The organism is Methylobacterium sp. 174MFSha1.1 (genome assembly GCF_900116815.1).
Classification (GTDB): Bacteria; Pseudomonadota; Alphaproteobacteria; order Rhizobiales; family Beijerinckiaceae; genus Methylobacterium.
Genome location: NZ_FPCB01000024.1, coordinates 92,296 through 112,140 on the forward strand (window position 1 = coordinate 92,296; position 19,845 = coordinate 112,140).

Below are 19,845 nucleotides of genomic sequence, written 5' to 3' on the forward strand. Positions count from 1 at the left end.
TGGACCGGGCCGGGAGCCGCGGGCCCTCGACCAACGGTCAAGATAAGAGCTAACAGACGCGCGGCCGGAGCACGTCCCGGACCCGGCGCGAGAGGACGAGGCGAGAGCATGACGGTACCGCACAAGCCGGCCTCCGGGCAGACCACGGCGCGCGTGCTCCTCGCCAGCTTGATCGGCACCACCGTCGAGTTCTACGACTTCTACATCTACGCCACCGCCGCGAGCCTGGTCTTCGGGCCGCTGTTCTTCCCGGCCACGCTGCAATCGGCCGAGCTGATCAGCGCCTATGCGAGCTTCGGCCTCGCCTTCGTGGCCCGGCCGATCGGCGGCGCGGTGTTCGGGCATTTCGGCGACCGGGTCGGGCGCAAGGCGACGCTCGTCGCCTCGCTCCTGCTGATGGGGCTTTCGACCTCGGCGATCGGCCTTTTGCCGACCTTCGCGCTCGCCGGCTGGCTCGCGCCCGCCCTGCTCTGCCTCCTGCGCTTCGGGCAGGGCCTGGCGCTCGGCGGCGAGTGGAGCGGGGCCGCCCTCCTGGCGCTCGAGAACGCCCCGCCGGGCTGGCGGGCGCGCTACGCCATGTTCGCGCCGCTCGGCGCGCCCCTCGGCTTCTTCGTAGCCAACGGGCTGTTCCTGGTCCTCACCGTGGCCCTGACGCCGGAGCAGTTCACCGAGTGGGGCTGGCGGGTGCCGTTCCTGCTCAGCGTGCCGCTGGTCTGGCTCGGGCTGTGGGTGCGCACCCATCTCGGCGAGACCGAGGAATTCGCCGCCTCGCTGAAGGAGGCCAAGCCTCCGCGCGCGCCGCTCGTCGAGCTGATGCGCCTCCATGCCGGCCAGGTGGTCGCCGGGATCTTTGGGGTCGTGGCCTGCTTCTCGCTGTTCTGGACCGCGACCGCCTTCGCGCTCGGCTATGGCACGACGACGCTCGGCCATTCCCGGGCCTCGTTCCTCCTGGTCGAGCTCGGCGCGATCCTGTTCATGGCCGCCGCGATCGTCACCGCGAGCTGGCTGTCCGACCGGGTGGACCCGACCCGCGTCCTCATCGTCGGCTGCGCAGGCACCATCGTCGCCGGCATCCTGCTGGCACCGATGCTCGGCAGTGGATCGCTCGTCACGACCTTCGTGTTCCTGGCCTTCGCCCTCTGGGTGATGGGCTTCGTCAACGGGCCGCTCGGGGCCTGGCTGCCGAGCCTGTTTCCGCCGCGGGTGCGCTACTCGGGCACCTCGGTCGCCTTCAATGTGGGCGGCATCGTCGGCGGCGCGTTCTCGCCGATGATCGCTCAGGGACTCGCCGAGCGCAGCGGCCTGACCGCGGTCGGCTTCTACCTCGCGCTGACCGGCGGGATCAGCCTGATCGCCTTCGACGTGAGCGCCCGCCGGCGCGCCCTCGGGGCGCTCGCCCGCAGCGAGCGGCGCTATCGCGCGCTGTTCGAGCAGGCCCACGTCGCGCTCTGCGAGATCGACCTGTCCGCCGCGCACGAGGCGGTGACGGTGTCGAGTGGAGTGCAGGATTCCGGCTCCATCCTCCACGAAGCCATCGCGCGTCGCGACGCCTCGCCCGACGTGACGCTGATCGACGCGAACGAGGCGACGGTGCAGCTCCTCGGCGGTGCCTCGCGGGGGGCGGTGCTCGGCGCGATGACCCGTTTCCTGCCGCCGGGCAGCGACCTCCTCGCCATGCTCCTCGCGCGGCTCAGCCAGGGCGGCGGCCGGTTCGAAATGCAGGCGAAGCTCCTGCGGGCCGACGGCCGGGAGGTCACCGCGATCCTCGTCATGGCGCTGCCCGACGACGATTCGGGCTACGACCGGGTCTCTTGCGCGATGATCGACGTGACCGAGCGCGAGCGCGCCAAGGAGGCGCTGCTCGCCGCGCAGAGCGAACTCGCCCGGGCCGGCCGGGTCGCGACGGTGGGGGCTATCTCAGCCTCGATCGCCCACGAGGTCAACCAGCCGATCGGCGCCATGGTGATGAGCGCCGAGGCCTGCCTGCGCTGGCTGCGGCGCGAGACGCCCGACCTCGCGGCCGCCGAGCGCGCGGCCGAGCGGGCGGTGCGCGACGGCATGCGGGCGAGCCAGATCGTGCAGCGGACCCGCGAGCAGCTCCGGCGCGACCGGCGCCCTCCTGAGATCGTCGACCTGCGCGACGTCCTCGCCGAGGCCGCAAGCCTCCTCGACCGCGAGATTTCCGCCGCCTCGGCGACCCTGCGCCTGCGCGTCACGGTGCCCGAGGCCCGGATCCTCGCCGGTCGGGTCGAGCTGCAGCAGGTCGTCGTCAACCTGGTGATGAATGGCCTGCACGCGATGCGGACGGTGCCGGAGACCCGGCGACGGCTCGATGTCGCGCTCTCCGCCCCGTCGCCGGATCGGGTCCGGCTGACGGTGAGCGATTGCGGCACCGGCATCGCTCCCGACCAGCTGCCGAAACTCTTCAGCCCCTTCTTCACCACCAAGCGCGACGGGATGGGCATCGGCCTATCGATCTGCAAGGCGATCGTCGAGGCCCATGGCGGGACGCTCGGAGGCCACAACAACGAGGGCGTGGGCGCGACCTTCGCGGTCGAGTTGCCCCTGCACGAGGAGGCGGCCCGCGCCGCGGCGGCCGAGCCGGCCACCGCGGACGTCTGACAGCGCGCTCAGCGCGCCGGCACGGCCGCGAACAGAGCGTTCAGCCCCTCCGCGGTCGTCGGATGCGCCAGGATCGCGTCGCGCAACGCGGTGTAGGGCAGCCCCGCCAGCATCGCGACCTGCACCGCCACCATGACCTCGCCGGCGTCGGCGCCGATCATCGCGAAGCCGAGGATGCGATCGTCCGGCCCGATCATCGCCTTCATGAATCCGTCGGTCAGCCCCGTGGTCCGGGTGCGCAGCACCGCCCGCATCGGCAGCTTGGCGACCCGGATCTCCGCGCCGCCCGCCCGCGCCTCCGTCTCGCTCAGGCCCACGCGGGCGAGAGGTGGGTCGGTGAACAGGCAGTAGGGCATCTGACGGCCGGCGGTGGAGCGCCCGCCACCCTTCAGCGCGTCTCGCACCACCCTGTAATCGTCGGCCGAGGCGTGGGTGAAGGCCGGGCTGCCGGCGCATTCGCCGATCGCCCAGATGCCCGGCGCCGTTGTGGCGAGGCGGTCGTCGACCTGGATCGTGCCGCGCTCCGTCACCGCAACACCGGCACGGTCGAGCCCAATTCCGTCGGTATTGGGCGTGCGCCCCGCCGCGACCAGGATGTGGCTGCCCGCCACCACGGATTCGCCGTCGCTCGATCGCACCACGACCTCGACGGCATCGCCCGAGCGGCCGCGCACCCGCACCACAGCGGTGCCGGTCCGCAGCGCGATCCCCTCGGCCGTCAGCAGCCGCGCCAGCTCGTCCGCCACGTCCGCGTCCTCGCGACCCGCGAGCCGGTCGCTGCGCTCGATCACCGTGACGGTACTGCCGAACCGGCGATAGGCCTGCGCCAGTTCGAGGCCGACATAGCCGCCGCCCAGCACGATCATGTGGTCGGGCAGGACGTCGAGTTCGAGCGCCTCGATGTTGGTCAGCGGCTCCGCCTCGCGCAGGCCCGGAACGTCCGGAATCGCCGGGCGCGTGCCGAGGTTCAGCACGATGGTGTCGGCGGTGAGCACCCGCTCCCCGCCCGCGTTCAGGTCGACCGCGACCGTCTTCGGGCCCGTGAACCGCGCACTGCCCATGACCAGCTCGGCGCCGCTGTCGCGGTACTTGTCGAGGTGCATCTCGACGAGGCCGGCCACCATCGCTCGCTTGCGCTCGACTACGCGGCGCATGTCGACCCGGACCGGGCCGGTCTCGACGCCGTAGCGGTCCGCGTTCCGGGCGAGATGGGCGATCTCGGCGCTCCAGATCTCGTTCTTGCTCGGCAAGCAGTTGGTGTTGGGGCAGGAGCCGCCGATCCAGCTGCGCTCGACCACCGCGACCCGCTGCCCCGCTTTCGCCAAATCCCAGGCCAGGAACTTGCCGCCCTCGCCGCTGCCGATCACCACGGCGTCGTATCGTTCGCTCATCGCGTGTCCTCCTCGAAGCGGGTAGCCGATGGGCGGACCTCGGGGGTCCGCCCGTGGCGGGTCTCAGACCGGGATCGGGTTGGCGACCAGGCCTGCGTTGAAGGCATCGACCATTGCGTGCTCCGTGGCGCCGGGATTGTCGCGCACGGAGCGCACAGCCTCGACGACGACTTCCTCGGCCTCGGTGCCGAGCCCGGTCATCGTCTCGGCGATGAAGGCGTCGAGAGGCATGGCGCGCGGATCGCCGCTCTTCTTGATGAGGTCGGTATCGACCCAGGGCGGCGCGATCTCCTGCACGGTGACGCGGGTGTTGCGCAGCATGAAGCGTTGCGAGAGCGTGTAGGCGTGCAGGGCCGCCTTGCTGGCCGAATAAACCGCCGTGCTCGCCAGCGGCAGAAAGGCGAGGATCGAGGTGTTGTTGACGATCGTCGCCCGCGGCTGCGCCTTGAGGTGCTCGATCAGGGCGGAGGTCATCCGGATCGGCCCGAGCAGGTTGGTGGTCAGGATCGCCTGGGCGACCGCATCGTCGATGATTCCGGAGGCGTCGTCGAACGGCATGATGCCGGCATTGTTGAACAGCACGTTGAGCGCCGGGAACTCGGCCACGACCCGGGCTGCAACGGCCTTGATCGCCTCCGGATCGGCGATGTCGAGGGCGATCGAGGACATCCCGGGATTGGCCCGCGTCACCTCGTCGAGGAGCGCCCGGCGGCGGCCCGCGACGATCACCTGGTTGCCGAGCCGGTGAAAGGCCTCGGCGAAGCCGCGGCCGATGCCGGAGGTGCCGCCGGTGATGAGGATGGTGTTGCCGGTGAGCTGCATCGTTTCGTCTCCAAGGGCATGGGTCGGATGGGCATAGGCCGGACGACCGGGGTCGCGCCGCTCCGGGCGGATCCTCCCGGGCGAGAGGATCGGTCGTGCGGCAGGTTCGAGGAATGCCGGCCCCGTGGATCGATGCCTTGGGGCTGGCGACAAGGATCAGCTTACCGGTTTGGCTCGGCCGCGATATCGACGGCTGGTCTGAGCGCGCTCACACCTTGCGCATGCGTGACCATACGAAGGTGTCAGGTGATGCCTGGCCTGCGCTCATTGACGGTGGGACAGGTTTCCATCGCGGTGAACTCGGTCCCGTCGGGCGCGGGATGCGGTGTCACCGCGGTGAATACGGATCGTCCACCGGAACGGGACGAATAGCTTGGCCGTCGCCTTGAGTCGGTTCGGTCTGTTGACTATGCCGGTGGGGCGAGGGAGCAGCGGGGCTCGCGAGGACGCGGCGATGACGGTGGCAGGCAACATTCGAGGCCCGGGCGCGAGCCCGCCCGCCGCGGTGGCGGCGACGGCCCCGCTGGTGGTCATCGTCGAGGATGACGAGGGGATCCGCGAGGGTCTTCAGGACCTGCTACGGTCGGTCGGCCTTGACGCGATCGCCTTCGGATCGACGGCCGACCTGCTCGCGGCGAGCCTGCCGGACAGGCCGGGCTGCCTCGTCCTCGATGTCCGGCTGCCCGGCACCAGCGGGCTCGACCTGCAAGCGAAGCTCGCTGCGATGGGCAGCCGCCTGCCGATCATCTTCATGACCGGTCACGGCGATATCCCGATGAGCGTCCGGGCGATGAAGGCGGGGGCGCTCGACTTCCTGACCAAGCCCTTTCGCGACCAGGACATGCTCGACGCGATCGCCGTCGCGGTCGAGCGGGACAAGGCCCGGCGGACCGAGAGCGCGGGCACGGCCGAACTCGCCCGCCTGGCCGCGACCCTGACCGCCCGCGAGGCCGAGGTAATGCAGCACGTCGTCCAGGGGCTGCTCAACAAGCAGATCGCCCACGCCCTCGGCATCAGCGAGATCACGGTGAAGATCCACCGCGGCAACGTCATGCGGAAGATGCAGGCCGGCTCGGTCGCCGACCTCGTGCGCAAGGCCGAGGCACTGAAGGCGTCGGAGGGCTGACGGTCCTGGCCGCATTCTGCACGAAGCGGGGTTCTTCGACGATCACCGCGGAGCGGCACGGGCGGCCGGGGACGATCCGGTCGCACCACACCATCGTATGATTCCGTTCGATCGGGTCCTAGCCCATCTCGGGTGGGGGCGAGCATGCCCATGGGACACCGGAAAGGACATCCCTTGTCAGTCGGGAAGACAACGGTTGCCATTGTCGACGACGACGAGGGGGTGCTGGACGCGACATCCGGCTTCCTCGAGTCGCTGGGCTACGCCGCCGTGGCGTTCAGTTCCGGCACGGCGTTCCTGGCCTCCGACGTCTTCCTGGCAGCCGAGCCGCAGGGGCGAGCGGCTGGAACTCTGGGCTGCCTCCTGACCGACGTGGACATGCCGGGCATCAACGGCCTGGAACTGCAGGAGCGCGTGAGGCGGACCCGGCCCGATCTGCCGATCATCATGATGACGGGGTTCTACGACGATGCGATCCGCCGGCGTGCCCTCGCCGGCGGGGCGCGAGACCTCCTGCGCAAGCCCCTCGCAGCCGACGCGCTGATCCGCTGCCTCGAGGACACCGTCCAGCCCTGACCGCGGCCATTCCATGGGATGCGCCGCAAGGCCGCGCGGACGCGCCGGCCGGAGGTGTCGAGCCTTCGGTCGGCGAGCCAACGCGGCGCGAACCCGGTCCTGGGCGTCGGCTCTCCCCACGCCACTCGGGCGGGTCCGCCGGACCCAAATCCGGCGGACCCGTCTCCTGGTTTCACTCCGGGATCAAGGCGTCGGCGGGCCCGCCGGCATGGCTGCCCGGGTAGCCGTAGGCCGGGTCCGTCGCCCTGTGCGTCGCCGGAACAGACGCGCCCGCCGGCACCAGCGCGTCGGCTGGGCCGCCCGCATGGGTGCCGGAATAGCGATAGGCCGGATCGACCGGGCGGTGCATCACCGGAGCCGGTGCTCCTTCGGGGATGAGCGCGCCGGCGGGGCCCCCGGAATGTTGGCCCGAGTACCGGTAGGTGGATGGGGCGTCCTGCGCCGCCGCGCCGCCAGTAGAGGCCGCGAGGACCAGCGCGCAGAGCAGGTTCCGTGTCATCATGGTCTTTTCCTCGTCACGATTGATGAGCCTTCGTCTCCGCTCGGAGACGAGATCAATCTAGCCGAGACCGTACAGCACAGCAGTCAGACTAGCGTCTGTCGATATCGTGATGAGAGGTGATAGTCTCATAACGCAGTATGGGTCCGCGGGCTGACGTCAGTGGTGAGAGGCGATATCGCGGGCCGGTCGGGGCAAACCTCCGTATGATTTCACGCCTCACGGCCAAGATGCATGGTCCGGCCCATGGATGCGCCGTCCCGGGCTGGGACCGATCGAGGAGGTAGCGATGGGAACGATGGTGGCGATGCCGGCCGGCGGCGATGCTCTCACCCGTGCCGAGGCCGCCCGCAATGCCATGTCCCGGCTCCTCGCCGTCGCCGGTCACGATCTCAAGCAGCCGCTCCAGGTCGCCCTCATGGCCATCGAGCGCGCCGTCTCCGACGGCGTCGCGCCGCGCGCCGCCGCGCGGCTCGGCCTGGCCAGCGACGCCCTAGTGCGCCTCGGCCGCGAGCTCGACGACATCGCTCGCACGTCACAGGTCGGCGGAGCACCGACACGCCTCGGCCCTGTGCCGCTCGGCCCCCTCCTCGCCGCGGTGGCGGCCGAATGGCAGCCCTACGCCGAGGCGGTCGGGATCCGGCTACACGTGCGCGGCTCGGATCTGTGGGCGGAGAGCGAGGCCGCGATGCTGGCGACGATCCTGCGCAACCTCGTCGGCAACGCCGTCAAGTATGCGGGCCGGGGCGGGCGAGTCGTCATCGGGTGCCGGCGGCGGGGCGGGCGGATCGCGATCGAGGTTCACGACGACGGGCCCGGCATTCCGCCGGAGCGCCTCACCGGCATCTTCGAGGCCTTCGATCGGGCCGGGCGCCGCGACGGAGCCGGGCTCGGCCTCGGTCTTCACATCGTGCGCCAGACCGCCCAGGCCCTCGGCCATCCGGTCGGCGTGCAATCCCGTTGCGGCCGAGGATCGGTATTCGGCGTGATCGTGGAGCGGTCTGCCGCCCTGGCAGCCAAGGAGGGCAAGTCCCGCGAATGAGGCGGCCCCGACGGTGCGGGAGGGCTCGTCCTGCCGCGCAAATGGTATCTCCTCCATCGATCTAGTATCTTCGTATGAAACTCTTCAATGAATGTATATTATCGCATATACTCTACGACGATAATATATAGCGAGAGACGTTTTATATTGAAAACAGACACCATGCATTACCAATAGCCAATTTCGGAGATGTACAGATGTTGTACCGCCTGATCTTCGTCGCGACCATCCTCGCCGCGACCAACGGCAGCGCCCTCGCGCAAAAGCTGCACATGATCGATGTGTGGGGTGCGCGGATCGAGGTGCCGAACGAGGCCCCCGGTGGCCTGTTCGCCGGCGGGGCGACGTCTCCTGACGGCGCCGATACGGTGACGGGCGCGGCGAAGTCCGGAGTGTCGGCCGCGCAGCCCGTGGCGCACACCGCTCCCGCCAATCTGGAGAGGGGGCGGCGGCCTTAAGCCCCACCAGAGATTCACGGGCGACGGCCAAGAAGAACGTCCCGTTGTAACGACGGGACCTATGCGTTTCGGATGCACGAGGCGGTGCCATGGTCGCCTCGTCGCGGACGCCACGCCGCTCGTCCGAGCGGCGATCGAACCCCGGCGCGATCTCGACGGGGTTCCTCGTGTCTGCCTCGACCGTCGATCCCGCCCGGCTTCCATAGCCCTGGCGGCCGCACCACGTGACGGCACCTCGACCGCCGCGATCCGGCTCCAGGCCCGCAATCGGCCGCTGATAAAGGGCTGTCTCGGCTACGTCTCGCCGTCGTGGCTCTCAGCCTCATACTTCCCCACGGGTGCGGGGTGCTTGTTCGCGCGGCCTGCTTCGGGAAGGTGCGTCCAGCGGAGCGGGTCGACCTGCTGGTCGTCGTCTCGATCGGCCTCCTGCAGATGATGCTGTTCGACGGCCACGGGCGCGAAGACTGATCCGCCCCGCAGAAATGGCCCGCCATATGGCCTGGCTTTCCAGCCAGGATGAGGACGACCATCAGAGGAGGCAGCGCGATTCCAATGACCTCGCCCAACGATCTCGTTACCAAGCTGCGGCAGATGAAGGCTATGCTATCTCAAAGTCAGAACATGCCCGCTTCATCCCTCTAGGCGGACATGGCATGATTTATGTGGGAGCGTCCGCAAAGGGTCAAAAGCACGGGTCAACACAGTAGGCGGCAAACGCCCGAGCGATGTCGCAAGCACCCCTATGGGTTAGGATCGAGAGCCTCTCGGGAGAGCAGCTATCCTTAGATCGGGGTGTAATTGGCGTGGGCATGGACGGGCATCGCCCATGATCACCTGGACGTCAGGCGGTTCGCCGGGCAGGACGGAGGGGAATTGTGAGGCCGCCGCTCTGGCCGGTCGTCGTCCTTACCCCGTGGCTCGCCCACGCGCTGCGCGAGGCGCCCCCCAGCCAGGAGAGGCTGCCCCGCGATGCCGCTAAGGTGGGCGACTGCTACGCCCGGCGGGATGCCGAGCGCCAGGCGGTGAAGGCACAGCACGGTTAGGCGGCCTTGGGCTCGGCCTCATCACCGTACCGGGCGCAGGCGCCGTACGCGGACGAGTGGTTGTCGAGCATGATAGTGATGTGTGCCAAGGAATTACTCGAACCGCTATTCAGCATGGACTGCAGCAAGGGGCGCCCCTTCAACATGGCGAGGGCGTGGCCGGAGATCTTCGGCTTCCGCTTGTCCGTCTCGGCCCAGACAGCATAAACGACGTCACCGAGGCTCATGATTTCGGCTAGCTTGGCCTCGGGGTCCGACGCTGCATCGATGAGGATACGATTCTCGGTACCCCGTGCGATGTGCTTGGCCATCTCGGCCTCAGTCATGCCCCTCATGTTTGTCCTCTGCATTGCGCTCGCCTCTATTCTTTCTGCTGTGGGCACCATGCCGCCGGGCCGGTCGCACTCGTCTGGCGAATCTGGGTGCCCGCTATGCCCGGCGAGATGCCGAGCGGCGGTGGTGAAGGCGAAAACCGGTTAGGCGGCGCGGGAGGGCATGCGGGCGCGCATTTCGCTGAAGTCCGCACGCACTGCCTCTTCCAGTCCCTCGTGAGCGACCGACGCTGCCAAGTCAGCCGGCTCCATATGGGTGTAGCTCCCATCGGGTCTGCGGATCTCGATGGCTCGGAATTCAGCCGGCGGGATCTGGTCCGGGTAGATGTACCAGGTCTCCGCCTTACGCTTGCCGCCTCCCGTGCGAACGAGCTGCTCGACGCACTCATCGGCCAGCCTGCCGAACGAGGTCCGGGTGAACTTGAGCCAATGCTTGAGGCCACGGTCGCTCGACGGGATGACAACCGTGATGCGTACCTCCCGCTTGTCGGCGGCGCTTCCGTCCAGGCCGTGGCCGCGGGGGTCCGGATCCGTCGTGAACCAAGTGGCCCGCAGGGTCCGGCTCCCATCGCCAACGGGGACCTCGCCCCGCCACAGGCCTCCGGTAGCGACGATGACCGGAAGGTGTCCCAGGGACGTGAAGTGGTACAGGCGCATGGCTCTCTCCCCTGTCTCTCGATGGGGCCACGATGCTTGTACGCCAATCGCATTTAGCTGAATCGATTTCTTAAAATTCTATGCAATGCCGAATAATCTACATTCACTATTTGGAAAGCTTAACGCCGTCTAGCACGGCGGCCTCGATCACCGCGCCGATGCCCTCCGCCTCCGCCCCGTGCTCGCGAACCTCGTGCAGCAGCACGGGCTCCCCACCGCGGCGGACGACAACCGTCGACCGATCCGGGCCAACCATCACCCGTATGGTGACCTCGACGACGCACCCAGCGCCGGGGCCGTCCGGGGAGGGATAAAGCACGTGCTCAAGGCCACCGGGCAGGCCACGCAGGACCTCGATACCCTCGGACCCGTAGCTCTCCCCTCCCGCGGGAAGCGGCATTGACATGGTGTTCGCCAGGTCGAGCAGGCGCAGTGCCTCGGCGACGCCCCCCTCGCGGGTGGTGGGATCACTCATGCCGGTACCGTGTCAGCTCGCGCAGGCGCTGGCAACGTCCTCGAACCGCCCGCACCGCCGCGTCGTCGGCAGGGCGACCAGGAGCTCGCGCCGGAACGCCAGGCAGACGTCGGCGACCGCGGCCTCGCCCGTGTAGCGCGTCGCCGGCGCCGGGCCCTCGATGCGGGCATGGTGCCGGCAGGCCGTGCACCGGCCGTCGGGGTCCTCGCGGCGGAATCCCCAAACGTCGTCGGGGATGGCATGCGGCCGCGTCCCGGAGAGCGAGGTCATGGACAGGTAGGCGTTGGCGGGCATGGCGACCTCCGAGGGGTGACCACCTATCCTTCGTGCGAGGGTGCCGGGTTTCGACACAGAAGCGACGAGGGGCTCGCGAACGTCCCCGGGCGCCGCCGCGGCGCTCCCGCCCTTGAGGTGCCCCGGCCGGACAAGGCGGCTGCCGGGGACCCTGACGCTGGCGGTCGACGGTCTGGTTGGCCTGTGTCTTATGCCGGGTGCCCCAACCCGTAGGCGGTCCCGACAAGCCTCGCGGCGTTCGCTAGGGGCCTCGGCTCTCGCCTGCGCCCGCACCTGCCAGCGGCGAAGATCGACCCCGAATCGGCGCGCCGCAATAGGGGCCGGTTTCACCCCTGAAACTGGTATCAGGCTGGTATCACTCGAACGGGGCGGTCCCGGGCAAGGAAAAGGCCGGAGAGCTAAACCCCTGTGCGGGTACAGCTTTCCGGCCTTGAAATGGTGGAGCGGGTGAAGGGAATCGAACCCTCGTATTCAGCTTGGAAGGCTGCTGCTCTACCATTGAGCTACACCCGCGGCGGCTGCCCAGATAGCACGGCCGGTCCGGGTTGAGAAGCGGGGCGGCAGGGGAATCGGCCCGCGCGCCGCCTCCCCTATTCCACCACCAGCTTGTAGGGCTGGCCCGCCCGCAGCGGCACGCCCTTGTCGAGCCCGTTGAGGACCTGGAAGCGCTCGAGCGGCCGGTCCACCGCGGTCATGCGCTGGGCCAGGCTCTCGGCGGTGTCGCCGGGCGCGGCGGTGACGATCTGGATGCGCAGGGGCTTGAGGCTGCGCGCCTCCTCGGGCGTGACCAGGGCGATGCTGGACAGCCAGCGGCCGAAGGCCGGCTCGGGATCGGCGTTGCCCTTGGCCGCCATGATCATCCGGAAGGTGTTGGTGCCGACCCGCACCGCCGCGAGGCGGAAGAACCACTCCTTGCCCTTCGAGACCGCGGTGACCGCCGGGAAGCCGTTCAGCATCCGGTTCTCGAAGCTGCCGGTCTCGATCGCGTCGTTCCAGGTCGCCTTCAGCACCTCCTCGAGGCCCTGGCCGGCATTGGTCTCGACAGCGTCGAACAGAAGGCGGCGGTTGCCGTCGGGGGTGGTACCGAGGACCGCGCGGGCGGTGTTGTCGAGCCCGAATCCCTCCGGCGCCTCGAAGGCGACGCCGAGGCGCGGATGGATGAAGCGACGGCCGCGGATCAGCCCGTCGGCCGGGTTGTCGCCGTAGGCGATGCCGTCGATCGCCGCGAGGTAGCGGTTGCGGTCGTCGGCGCCGAGGCCGGGCGCGCCGATGCGGCGCGCGGCCTGCGTCACCTGGGTGATGCGCTCGGGCGTGCTCGGATGGGTCGCCAGCATGTCGGGCTCGGAGGCCAGCCCGGCCCCGGCGCGGAGCGCCGTGGTGCGGTTGAGCGCGGTGAGGAAGCGCGCGGCGCCGAACGGGTCGTAGCCGGCGCGGGCCAGGGTGCGCACCCCGGTCTGGTCGGCCTCGAATTCCTGCGTGCGCGAGAAGCGGGCCAGCACGAAGCGGGACTGGTCCTGCAGCAGGGCGCCGGTCGCCGGGTCGTTGAGCACGTCGGCCACGACCTTGCTGACGAGCTCGGAGCGCAGCGCCATCTCGGTGCGGGCGCTGGCGTGGCGCAGGGTCACGTGGGCGATCTCGTGTGCCAGCACCGCGGCGAGTTCCGAGGTGTCGTCGGCGAGCGCGAGCAGCCCGCGGGTGACGTAGAGGCGGCCGGTCGGCAGCGCGAAGGCGTTGACCACCGGCGAATCGAGCAGCGTCACCGCGTAGGTCTCGTCCGGCCGCTCTGTCGCCTTGACCAGGCGGTCGGTGACGTCGCTGACGAGGCGGAGCGCCGACGGCGCCTTGTACTCGCCGCCGAAGGAGGCGACGAGCTTGGCGTGGTCGGCGTCGTTCGCCGGCCGGTCGCGCCCGGTGGTGCGCGGCGCCTCGGGCGGCACGACGGCCGCCACCTGCGGCGCCAGCGCGCCGGTCTGGTCGGCCGTGCAGGCACCGACGAGCAGGGCGAGCGCCGCTGCCGGCAGGACGGCCGCCCGGCGCCGGGCCGGCTGTGTTCGCGTGAAAGACCACCCCATGGCGATCAGCGCCGCGGCGCCTGCTCCTCGTCCAGCAACTCGATCATCTCGGCCGCGCCGATATCCAGGGTCGGCCCGCGCCACAGCTCGACGACGCCGCGAGCCCGCACGCGCCGCCCCCGAAGCGCCGGGGAAGAGAAACCACGTTCGAGCATGATCCGCCAAGTGCGTTTCGACACCGTGACCGTAACACCTTCCGTGCCGAAAGGGGCGAAGTTGAGGTAAGTCCGGCGCTCGCGCTCGCCCACGTTGCGCACCCGCCCCTCCACCACCGCGAACCGGCCCGCCAACTCCCTGAGGCGGGCCACCTCCTCCGTCGGCACCGGGGCCGTCCCGGCCCAGAGTCCGTGACCGCCGCGGCGGGCCGCGTCCTCGAGCGCCAGCAGGCCGGGACGGCACAGGCTGTCGCTCTCCCCGGCATCGACCTGGACGAGGCCCGCCGCCACGAGCCCGCCGGCGAGGTCGACCGGCGGCTCGTCCAGGGTGGCGGCGTCGAGGATGATTCGGCCCCAGCGGTCGGGCTCCGGCGCCTCTCTCGTGGCGAGCGCCCGGCCGGCGAGCCCGGCGAGCCAGGCCCGCGCGGCCTCCGCCGCCGCCGGGTCGTCGGGCCAGCGCAGGCCGTCGAGGCGCGCCCGCCGGCCGGAGGCGAGGACGAGCTCGCCCCGCGCGGCGACGTCCTCGATCCGGTCCTGCCCGGCGATGCGCCCGCGGCAGGCCGGCGGCTCGCGCCCGCGCGGGCTTGCGGCCTCCGCCGCCCCGGCGAGGAGCGCGAAGCCGAGACACGCCGCGATCGGTCCTCTCATGCTGGATCAGCCCGTGGTGGAGATCTGGCCGACTCGGTCTCGGCGAGGTTGGCGGAAACGGGCCGGGATGGTAAGAGGCTCGCCGTGGGTCTCCGTAGCTCAGCTGGACAGAGCACAGGTTTCCTAAACCGAATTGGGCGTCGCGCCGGGAAACCGCGCGGCGGATCCGCTCAAAGTCGGGGAAAGCGTCGAGCCCTCTCGCGGCTCACGCCGATCCCGAGCCAAGCCCGGCCCGCCAGGCCGGGAAGGTGTAGAGACTAGACGGGCGGCACCTAAGGGCTCCGGCAAGGCATCTTGCGGGACTACGGTGAAGGGATAGTCCAGACCACGAACGCCTCGCGGCGGCGGCGAAAGCCGAAGTGGTACGAAACCTGGGGTCGCAGGTTCGAGCCCTGCCGGGGACGCCACGCATCTTCAAGCCCTTGTCCGGGCTGACACTCTGCCAAAATCAGTGCCTTGCGCATCGCCGGTCGTGCAAACGGCCGGTGCGAGCGGGCCGTGGACCCAGGGAACGACGCCTGCGGGATCGGCACGGCACCTGATATGCCCCGCAGGTCGTCCCGGCCGGGCTGCGGCCCTTCATGCCCATCCATGGACCGGGAAGGCGACCAGGAAGGCGGGCGGGGCCGAGACCCGTTCGCCGCCAGGCGTGCCCACGCCTGCCTCCTGCCCAGCCTGCGGAACCGACGTCGCGGAAGCCGGGAGGACCAGGGGCGAGGATCCCGGCGAGCCGGGCTCGCGGGGAGCGGCCGCCCACCCGTGCGGACATCGAACACCGGGTGGAGCAGGTCGAGCGCCGATCAAGCGGAACGCGGGTTCCCATGACATTTCGAAACCGGCCGCACGGCGCTGCGCACCGGGTCTCGGCGCACCAGCTTGACGTGGGAAAAAGTCCCACATATTTTTGCGATAGGCTGGAATCCTCGCTGGATCGGCCGGGAGCCTTACGCCACGAAGCGTTGGTCGCGCCCTACTTCAAGTCTCAGCGCTCTGCTGCAAGGCGATTTCGATGGTCCATCGAACGATTTTATCGATTGGCGCCAACTGGAAAATGATGCTGTTTGCATTGATGGTCGCATCGATGTATACGCTATTCCTTCCTGTGGCAGGTGGCGATTTATCAGGACAGGGCTTAGAGCAGATCAGATATAGGGGTTGCACTGCCGTAACCTGGAGAAATCCAGTGACGGGCCATAGTGAGGTCCGGCGTGGACATCTCGACCCGAATGGCTTCCCGGTTTGCAAATGAATGAGGCCGCCCGTGATCGGCCATACGGCGGTCGATCAGGCGGTGAGTCGATCATGCAGTGGCTTGGGCGATCGGATCGACCTTGGCCCGGCCGAAGCCGGCATCAGTGCTCCTCATGGCGCGAGGGTTCCTGGCGCGAAGGAGCTGGCCTCGGTTCGACGCGTTCCAGTCCTGCCTCGCGACCGACAATCGCCCGTGATCCGACCATCCATGACTGCTGGTCCGTGACCCCTCGCCTCCTCGTGACACCGGCGAGGATCGCGCATCTCAGCCGTCCCGGCCCCGGAACCGGTCCGCCGGCCGCACGTTTCCAGGGCAGCAGCGGATTCCCCAATCCCCGATGACAGCGCGCCCGCCGAGGTCCTAACCCTCCGGCGGGCGTTCTGCATGTCACGGCGATGGTCCGGCAGCGCGATCGCCGGAGCCGCATCGTTCGGCGTCCCGGGTCGCTCGCCGCGAACCGCCTCTCACGGCGATCGGCGACCCGCCGGTGCCAGCCCCTGAGGCCGACGGTCGCAATCCTCACGTTTCGAGCTTGAGCGTGACACCGAGTCCTCACTCCCGCCTTGTTTGCGGCGCCTCGTGCCTCCCGACACGGCCGCCGGCGATGCGGCCCGGGCCCTTTCAGCGAGGCGGCACCATGCGTTTCATCGGCATCTTCGGCGCTCTCCTCTCCGTCATCCTCGTCCTCACGGTCGGCGCGCTGTTCAACCTGGTGGCGGCGCCGTTCCGGGCGGCGCTGGCCTTCCGGCGGGCCTGACGCTACCCTCTGATCCCGGGCGGGCCGCGCCGTCGAGGCGCGGCCCGCGCATCTCCGTCACGCGCCGGCCCGGGCGAGCCAGATCGCCGCCGACAGGCCGATGCCCGCGACGCCGATGAAGCCGAGATACAGGGCCAGGGTCGGATCGGCCCGGTTATGCGCGTAGCCCGGCTTGCGGGGCGACAGGCGCCACCTTTCCTTGATCTCGGCGAAGCGGGCCCGGGCGATGTCCTTCGGCGAGAGGGCGTTGCCGCCCGCCTCCTCGCAGGTCCCGAGCATCGCCATGCCGGGATCGAACACTTCGACCTTGTCGCCGCTGCGGCCGGAATCAATGTCGCCCTTGAGCATCGCCGTGTTGGGCCTCCGTGCGTCGACCGGGGCCGGCGGATCGGCGCGTTGCGCCGAGAGGTGCGGGGGAACGTCGGTGTCGTAGCTCATGCTGCTCGCTCTTCGCTCTGTCCGTCGGCCCTCGCCGCGATCGAGACCGGGCTCGAGGCTCGGGAGGGCGGCTATGGCGGTACTACGCTCGCCACGCTGCGAAGTTCGGAGCAGGAGTCCCGGCGCCCTGCGGCACGACGACCGCCCGCCTCCTCTCGGACGGACTCCAGGGACCGGAGAATTCTCCGGAGCGAAAGCATCGGGAGAGCGGAACGATGCACCGCAACATGAGTTGGTGCATTGCAGCATCGCGGTTCGTCCGCGGCGCTGCTGCCCTCCTAGGGCGTTTCCTCCCCGACTGAAGCCGCTCGAGAGGGCGGCTTCCTTTTTGTCGCGAGGGAGGCCGGAACCGGCGGATGGGGCTCCGGTGATCGCACGGTTAGATCGCGGTACCCCTCGACGCGATTTCGCGCTATGGGCAGCGAAACCTGGCCGGTCCCGGTCGGTTCTCTCAAGCTTGTTGCTCTCGCCATCATGGTGCACGACGGCCCTTCCCGTTCGGGAACGACGCCCCAGGAAGCCACGCTCCAGGTCGACCTGGAGGAAGTCGCGCCGGGCGAGTTCATCATCTCCGTCGGCTGGCGCGAGAAGAAGCTCGGATCGCTGTATCTCAGGGGCGACCGCGTAGAGGCCGAGGCCTTCCTGGCAGCGGCACGCCAGCGCATCGTCGTGTCGATCACCGGGGATGCGCCGGGCGACGTCGACCGGCAGGTGCAGCGCGAGTTGATCGACCTGGGCCTGAACCTGCAGCAGCCCCGCGGCTGACCCGTCGGGGCCGGTCCGGCGGCGCGGTCGTCGGCTGCCAGTTGGTCGATCCGGCCCCCTCGCAGCGTCGGGAACCTTTCTCAGCGTGGTCGGTAGAGTCTTGGACCGGACATTCGCGCAAGGTTGACCCAATGCCCTGCTACTACGTCGACAGGTTCGACGGCACAGTGGTCCTCGACGACGTAGGGGTCGAACTGCCTGATCTGAACGCTGCCCGCGATTACGTCCGGACCGTGCTCACGGAGATGATGAGCGCCGAGAGCGCGACCGGAGAGGCGGCGCGCTGCCGCGCCGCGGTGCGGGACGCGTCGGGACGGCGCGTGCTCGAAGCCTCCCTCGTCCTGACCATGTCGCCGCAGGCGGCACCCGCGACGCCCTGACGTCGCCGGCTCGCCTGCGCGGTCAACCGGCCGGCCTCCGCGCAGGGTCGGTCATACGAAATCCGACTGATTGCTTCAGGCGATCCTGTCGGATCGCAGGCGCAATGCGGATTTCGGCTTCGCTCAGGTGCCGCGCGGGCTTGTGATACCAAATCCGGAAGTGATCTTCCGGATTTGGTATCATTCCCGGTCATCCGCTCCTTCCTCCGCCCCGTCCCGCCTCCGCCGCCCGTCGATGGCCCGGTCGATGACGCCGCCGAGCATGAGGGTGGCGAGAAGGAAGCCCGTGCCGAGCGCCAGCGGACGATAGGCGCCGAGGCCGCAGACGATGCCGAGGGCCGCCGTCACCCAGATCGCCGCCGCGGTGGTGAGGCCGTGCACCCGGCCACCGCCTTCGCGCTTCACGATCACGCCGGCGCCGAGGAAGCCGATTCCCGTGATCGTGCCCTGGATCGCCCGGCTGGCATTCGCGTCGGTCCCGTCGCCGGAGAAGCCGGACCCCGCCAGGGTCACCAGCGCCGCGCCGAGGGCGACGAGGCCGAGCGTGCGCACGCCCACGGGCTTCGAATGCATCTCGCGGTTGATGCCGACCAGCCCCCCGGCCAGCACGGCCGCGCCGAGGCGCAGGCAGATCTCGGTGGTCGAGAGCATCGCTCAGGACCTCCGGAATGCCGGCGGACGGGGGAAGGGAGCGGGATGCGCCATGACGATCCTTAGGCCGATCCTCACGACGGTCCTCCTCATGACGATCCTCACGCGGCCCTGTCGCGCCCCGACGCCTTGGCGCGGTAGAGGGCGCCGTCCGCCCGCGCCATCGTGTCCGCCAGCGTCCGGTCGTCGGGCCGGCTCAGCGCCACGCCGAGGCTCGCCGTCCAGGCGGGAAGACCCGGCACGTCGCGGGACGCGATCCTCACCCGCTCGGCGAGCGCCAGTGCCTCGGGCAGCGTCGTCGCGCGCAGGACGATCGCGAACTCGTCGCCGCCGAGCCGGACCACCAGGTCGCGGGGCGAGGGCAGCCGGGCCGTGACGACGCGGACCAGCGCCTTGAGCACCGCATCGCCGACGGCGTGGCCGTGGCCGTCGTTGAGCGCCTTGAAGTGGTCGATGTCGATCAGGACCGCCGCCGTGCCGGCCGGCGGGGCGCCCGGCATGGCGGCGGCGAGCCCGGCCCGGTTCAGCGCGCCGGTCAGCGGGTCGCGCTCCGCGAGCAGGCGCAGCCGCGCCTGGGCCCGCTCGCCCGGCATCGCCAGGAGACCGAGATTGAGGAGACCGAGCAGGAGCTGATCCGAGAGCATCGGCAGCAGGGCGGCGAGTTCGAGGCTGCCGAGACCGATCGCCTCGAACGCGATGCCGGCCGCATAGGACGGCAGGTAGCCGAACAGGGCCACCCCGGCGATGCGCCGCCCCCGGCTCGGCTCGGCGACGCGCCCGAACAGCAGGATGCCGCCGACGGCCACGGTGTTGGCGGCGAGGAGCAGCGTTCCGAGGAGGCGGCAGGGCCACGCCGCCGCGTCGTCGATGTGCAGGCGCAGGCCCGCGAGCGGCAGGGCGTAGGCCAGGCCCGGCGCGAGGCCGAGGCCCCACAGCCAGGCGGGCGTGCCGCGCCGCCCCTCGAAGAGCCGGACGCCGACGAGGATGACCGTGAAGGTGACGCCGAGGGCGGCGAAGAGCAGGGCCGTGACGAGGTGGTGGGTGGAGGCCGCGAAGCCGGCCAGGATCACCGCGTAGGCGGCCGCCCCCGCCGCCCAGCACGGCCAGTGCGTCTCGCCGCGGCGGCCGGCCCACAGCACCAGGAACACCGCCGCGAAGGCGCTGGTGGCGAGCGAGCTGCACAGGCGCAGGGTCGCGATATCCGGCAGGGACGGCATCGTTGGGCGGAACGGCTCCGGGCGGCACCGCCCCATCCTTCCCGCACAGTCGTTAAGGCCGGGTATGGGCCCCCAGCGCGCCGCCTCCGCGGCGCGCAAGACTTGGATTCCGGCGCCGCCTCCGCGGCGCGCAAGACCTGGATTCCTGCGCCGCCATACGCACCGCGTCGGGC

General features: G+C 70.0%; 19 protein-coding genes and 1 tRNA gene. 7 read left to right on the top strand and 13 right to left on the bottom strand.

The window, feature by feature from the left end:
* The first annotated feature begins 108 nt into the window (after window positions 1–108).
* Entirely contained in the window at window positions 109–2,622 is a 2,514-nt protein-coding gene (locus tag BM430_RS21105; RefSeq protein WP_093569214.1) for an MFS transporter, read from the top strand.
* Between the two features lie 8 nt (window positions 2,623–2,630).
* Here BM430_RS21105 and BM430_RS21110 read toward each other — a convergent pair whose 3' ends face one another.
* Together BM430_RS21110 and BM430_RS21115 are read right to left on the bottom strand one after the other, a co-directional pair.
* Window positions 2,631–4,013, bottom strand: coding sequence for a mercuric reductase (locus BM430_RS21110; RefSeq protein ID WP_093569215.1), 1,383 nt, complete (start codon window positions 4,011–4,013; stop codon window positions 2,631–2,633).
* A gap of 63 nt (window positions 4,014–4,076) precedes the next feature.
* Window positions 4,077–4,835 carry an SDR family oxidoreductase gene (locus tag BM430_RS21115; RefSeq protein ID WP_093569216.1) on the bottom strand — a complete coding sequence of 253 codons (759 nt, stop codon included), beginning with the start codon at window positions 4,833–4,835 and terminating at the stop codon, window positions 4,077–4,079.
* A gap of 454 nt (window positions 4,836–5,289) precedes the next feature.
* On the opposite strand from BM430_RS21115, the gene BM430_RS21120 reads away from it, so the two are divergent.
* Together BM430_RS21120 and BM430_RS21125 are read left to right on the top strand one after the other, a co-directional pair.
* Window positions 5,290–5,961: a response regulator transcription factor gene (locus BM430_RS21120; protein ID WP_093569217.1), complete on the top strand. Its 672-nt coding sequence runs from the start codon at window positions 5,290–5,292 to the stop codon at window positions 5,959–5,961.
* A 174-nt stretch (window positions 5,962–6,135) separates the two neighbouring features.
* Entirely contained in the window at window positions 6,136–6,537 is a 402-nt protein-coding gene (locus BM430_RS21125) for a response regulator transcription factor (protein WP_093569218.1), read from the top strand.
* A gap of 172 nt (window positions 6,538–6,709) precedes the next feature.
* Here the strand turns inward: BM430_RS21125 and BM430_RS34135 are convergent, their stop codons facing one another.
* Window positions 6,710–7,039 (bottom strand): hypothetical protein, encoded by a 330-nt coding sequence (locus tag BM430_RS34135; RefSeq protein ID WP_143132087.1) that lies wholly within the window; start codon window positions 7,037–7,039, stop codon window positions 6,710–6,712.
* 286 nt (window positions 7,040–7,325) lie between these two features.
* Between BM430_RS34135 and BM430_RS21130 the strand changes: the two genes are divergently transcribed.
* Window positions 7,326–8,078 (top strand): sensor histidine kinase, encoded by a 753-nt coding sequence (locus BM430_RS21130; RefSeq protein WP_093569219.1) that lies wholly within the window; start codon window positions 7,326–7,328, stop codon window positions 8,076–8,078.
* A gap of 197 nt (window positions 8,079–8,275) precedes the next feature.
* The gene (locus tag BM430_RS21135) at window positions 8,276–8,536 is read left to right on the top strand and encodes a hypothetical protein (protein WP_093569220.1); all 261 of its coding nucleotides are present in this window, start codon (window positions 8,276–8,278) and stop codon (window positions 8,534–8,536) included.
* Window positions 8,537–9,575: 1,039 nt separating this feature from the next.
* Here BM430_RS21135 and BM430_RS21140 read toward each other — a convergent pair.
* The 8 genes from BM430_RS21140 to BM430_RS21175 form a co-directional block, all read right to left on the bottom strand.
* Entirely contained in the window at window positions 9,576–9,890 is a 315-nt protein-coding gene (locus BM430_RS21140) for a hypothetical protein (RefSeq protein ID WP_143132088.1), read from the bottom strand.
* A gap of 165 nt (window positions 9,891–10,055) precedes the next feature.
* On the bottom strand, window positions 10,056–10,568 hold the full coding sequence (locus tag BM430_RS21145; protein WP_244539594.1) for a hypothetical protein: 513 nt from the start codon (window positions 10,566–10,568) through the stop codon (window positions 10,056–10,058).
* Between the two features lie 106 nt (window positions 10,569–10,674).
* On the bottom strand, window positions 10,675–11,043 hold the full coding sequence (locus tag BM430_RS21150) for a hypothetical protein (protein ID WP_093569222.1): 369 nt from the start codon (window positions 11,041–11,043) through the stop codon (window positions 10,675–10,677).
* A 12-nt stretch (window positions 11,044–11,055) separates the two neighbouring features.
* The gene (locus BM430_RS21155; RefSeq protein ID WP_093569223.1) at window positions 11,056–11,337 is read right to left on the bottom strand and encodes a hypothetical protein; all 282 of its coding nucleotides are present in this window, start codon (window positions 11,335–11,337) and stop codon (window positions 11,056–11,058) included.
* A gap of 439 nt (window positions 11,338–11,776) precedes the next feature.
* Window positions 11,777–11,850: transfer RNA gene (locus BM430_RS21160), tRNA-Gly, on the bottom strand.
* A gap of 77 nt (window positions 11,851–11,927) precedes the next feature.
* Complete coding sequence (locus BM430_RS21165) at window positions 11,928–13,409, bottom strand: M48 family metalloprotease (protein ID WP_093569224.1); 1,482 nt, start codon at window positions 13,407–13,409, stop codon at window positions 11,928–11,930.
* A gap of 5 nt (window positions 13,410–13,414) precedes the next feature.
* Window positions 13,415–14,212: a DNA-binding protein gene (locus tag BM430_RS21170; RefSeq protein WP_093569225.1), complete on the bottom strand. Its 798-nt coding sequence runs from the start codon at window positions 14,210–14,212 to the stop codon at window positions 13,415–13,417.
* Window positions 14,213–16,278: 2,066 nt separating this feature from the next.
* Complete coding sequence (locus tag BM430_RS21175) at window positions 16,279–16,659, bottom strand: hypothetical protein (protein WP_093569226.1); 381 nt, start codon at window positions 16,657–16,659, stop codon at window positions 16,279–16,281.
* A 414-nt stretch (window positions 16,660–17,073) separates the two neighbouring features.
* Between BM430_RS21175 and BM430_RS21180 the strand changes: the two genes are divergently transcribed.
* Both BM430_RS21180 and BM430_RS21185 read left to right on the top strand, forming a co-directional pair.
* On the top strand, window positions 17,074–17,424 hold the full coding sequence (locus tag BM430_RS21180) for a hypothetical protein (RefSeq protein WP_093569227.1): 351 nt from the start codon (window positions 17,074–17,076) through the stop codon (window positions 17,422–17,424).
* A 131-nt stretch (window positions 17,425–17,555) separates the two neighbouring features.
* Window positions 17,556–17,804, top strand: a complete 249-nt coding sequence (locus tag BM430_RS21185) for a DUF6894 family protein (RefSeq protein ID WP_093569228.1) — start codon at window positions 17,556–17,558, stop codon at window positions 17,802–17,804.
* Between the two features lie 180 nt (window positions 17,805–17,984).
* Here BM430_RS21185 and BM430_RS21190 read toward each other — a convergent pair whose 3' ends face one another.
* Both BM430_RS21190 and BM430_RS21195 read right to left on the bottom strand, forming a co-directional pair.
* Entirely contained in the window at window positions 17,985–18,455 is a 471-nt protein-coding gene (locus tag BM430_RS21190) for an MgtC/SapB family protein (protein WP_093569229.1), read from the bottom strand.
* A 101-nt stretch (window positions 18,456–18,556) separates the two neighbouring features.
* Window positions 18,557–19,672: a GGDEF domain-containing protein gene (locus tag BM430_RS21195; RefSeq protein WP_143132089.1), complete on the bottom strand. Its 1,116-nt coding sequence runs from the start codon at window positions 19,670–19,672 to the stop codon at window positions 18,557–18,559.
* Between the last annotated feature and the right edge of the window lie 173 nt (window positions 19,673–19,845).

Excerpts from the sequence above, each read along its gene's own strand:
- BM430_RS21130 (WP_093569219.1), top strand. The coding sequence starts at position 7,326 with ATGGGAACGATGGTGGCGATGCCGGCCGGCGGCGATGCTCTCACCCGT.
- BM430_RS34135 (WP_143132087.1), bottom strand. The coding sequence starts at position 7,039 with ATGATGACACGGAACCTGCTCTGCGCGCTGGTCCTCGCGGCCTCTACT.
- BM430_RS21185 (WP_093569228.1), top strand. The coding sequence starts at position 17,556 with ATGCCCTGCTACTACGTCGACAGGTTCGACGGCACAGTGGTCCTCGAC.
- BM430_RS21110 (WP_093569215.1), bottom strand. The coding sequence starts at position 4,013 with ATGAGCGAACGATACGACGCCGTGGTGATCGGCAGCGGCGAGGGCGGC.
- BM430_RS21140 (WP_143132088.1), bottom strand. The coding sequence starts at position 9,890 with ATGGCCAAGCACATCGCACGGGGTACCGAGAATCGTATCCTCATCGAT.
- BM430_RS21120 (WP_093569217.1), top strand. The coding sequence starts at position 5,290 with ATGACGGTGGCAGGCAACATTCGAGGCCCGGGCGCGAGCCCGCCCGCC.
- BM430_RS21155 (WP_093569223.1), bottom strand. The coding sequence starts at position 11,337 with ATGCCCGCCAACGCCTACCTGTCCATGACCTCGCTCTCCGGGACGCGG.
- BM430_RS21135 (WP_093569220.1), top strand. The coding sequence starts at position 8,276 with ATGTTGTACCGCCTGATCTTCGTCGCGACCATCCTCGCCGCGACCAAC.
- BM430_RS21115 (WP_093569216.1), bottom strand. The coding sequence starts at position 4,835 with ATGCAGCTCACCGGCAACACCATCCTCATCACCGGCGGCACCTCCGGC.
- BM430_RS21195 (WP_143132089.1), bottom strand. The coding sequence starts at position 19,672 with ATGCCGTCCCTGCCGGATATCGCGACCCTGCGCCTGTGCAGCTCGCTC.
- BM430_RS21165 (WP_093569224.1), bottom strand. The coding sequence starts at position 13,409 with ATGGGGTGGTCTTTCACGCGAACACAGCCGGCCCGGCGCCGGGCGGCC.
- BM430_RS21175 (WP_093569226.1), bottom strand. The coding sequence starts at position 16,659 with ATGAGCTACGACACCGACGTTCCCCCGCACCTCTCGGCGCAACGCGCC.
- BM430_RS21190 (WP_093569229.1), bottom strand. The coding sequence starts at position 18,455 with ATGCTCTCGACCACCGAGATCTGCCTGCGCCTCGGCGCGGCCGTGCTG.
- BM430_RS21180 (WP_093569227.1), top strand. The coding sequence starts at position 17,074 with ATGGGCAGCGAAACCTGGCCGGTCCCGGTCGGTTCTCTCAAGCTTGTT.
- BM430_RS21170 (WP_093569225.1), bottom strand. The coding sequence starts at position 14,212 with ATGAGAGGACCGATCGCGGCGTGTCTCGGCTTCGCGCTCCTCGCCGGG.
- BM430_RS21145 (WP_244539594.1), bottom strand. The coding sequence starts at position 10,568 with ATGCGCCTGTACCACTTCACGTCCCTGGGACACCTTCCGGTCATCGTC.
- BM430_RS21150 (WP_093569222.1), bottom strand. The coding sequence starts at position 11,043 with ATGAGTGATCCCACCACCCGCGAGGGGGGCGTCGCCGAGGCACTGCGC.
- BM430_RS21105 (WP_093569214.1), top strand. The coding sequence starts at position 109 with ATGACGGTACCGCACAAGCCGGCCTCCGGGCAGACCACGGCGCGCGTG.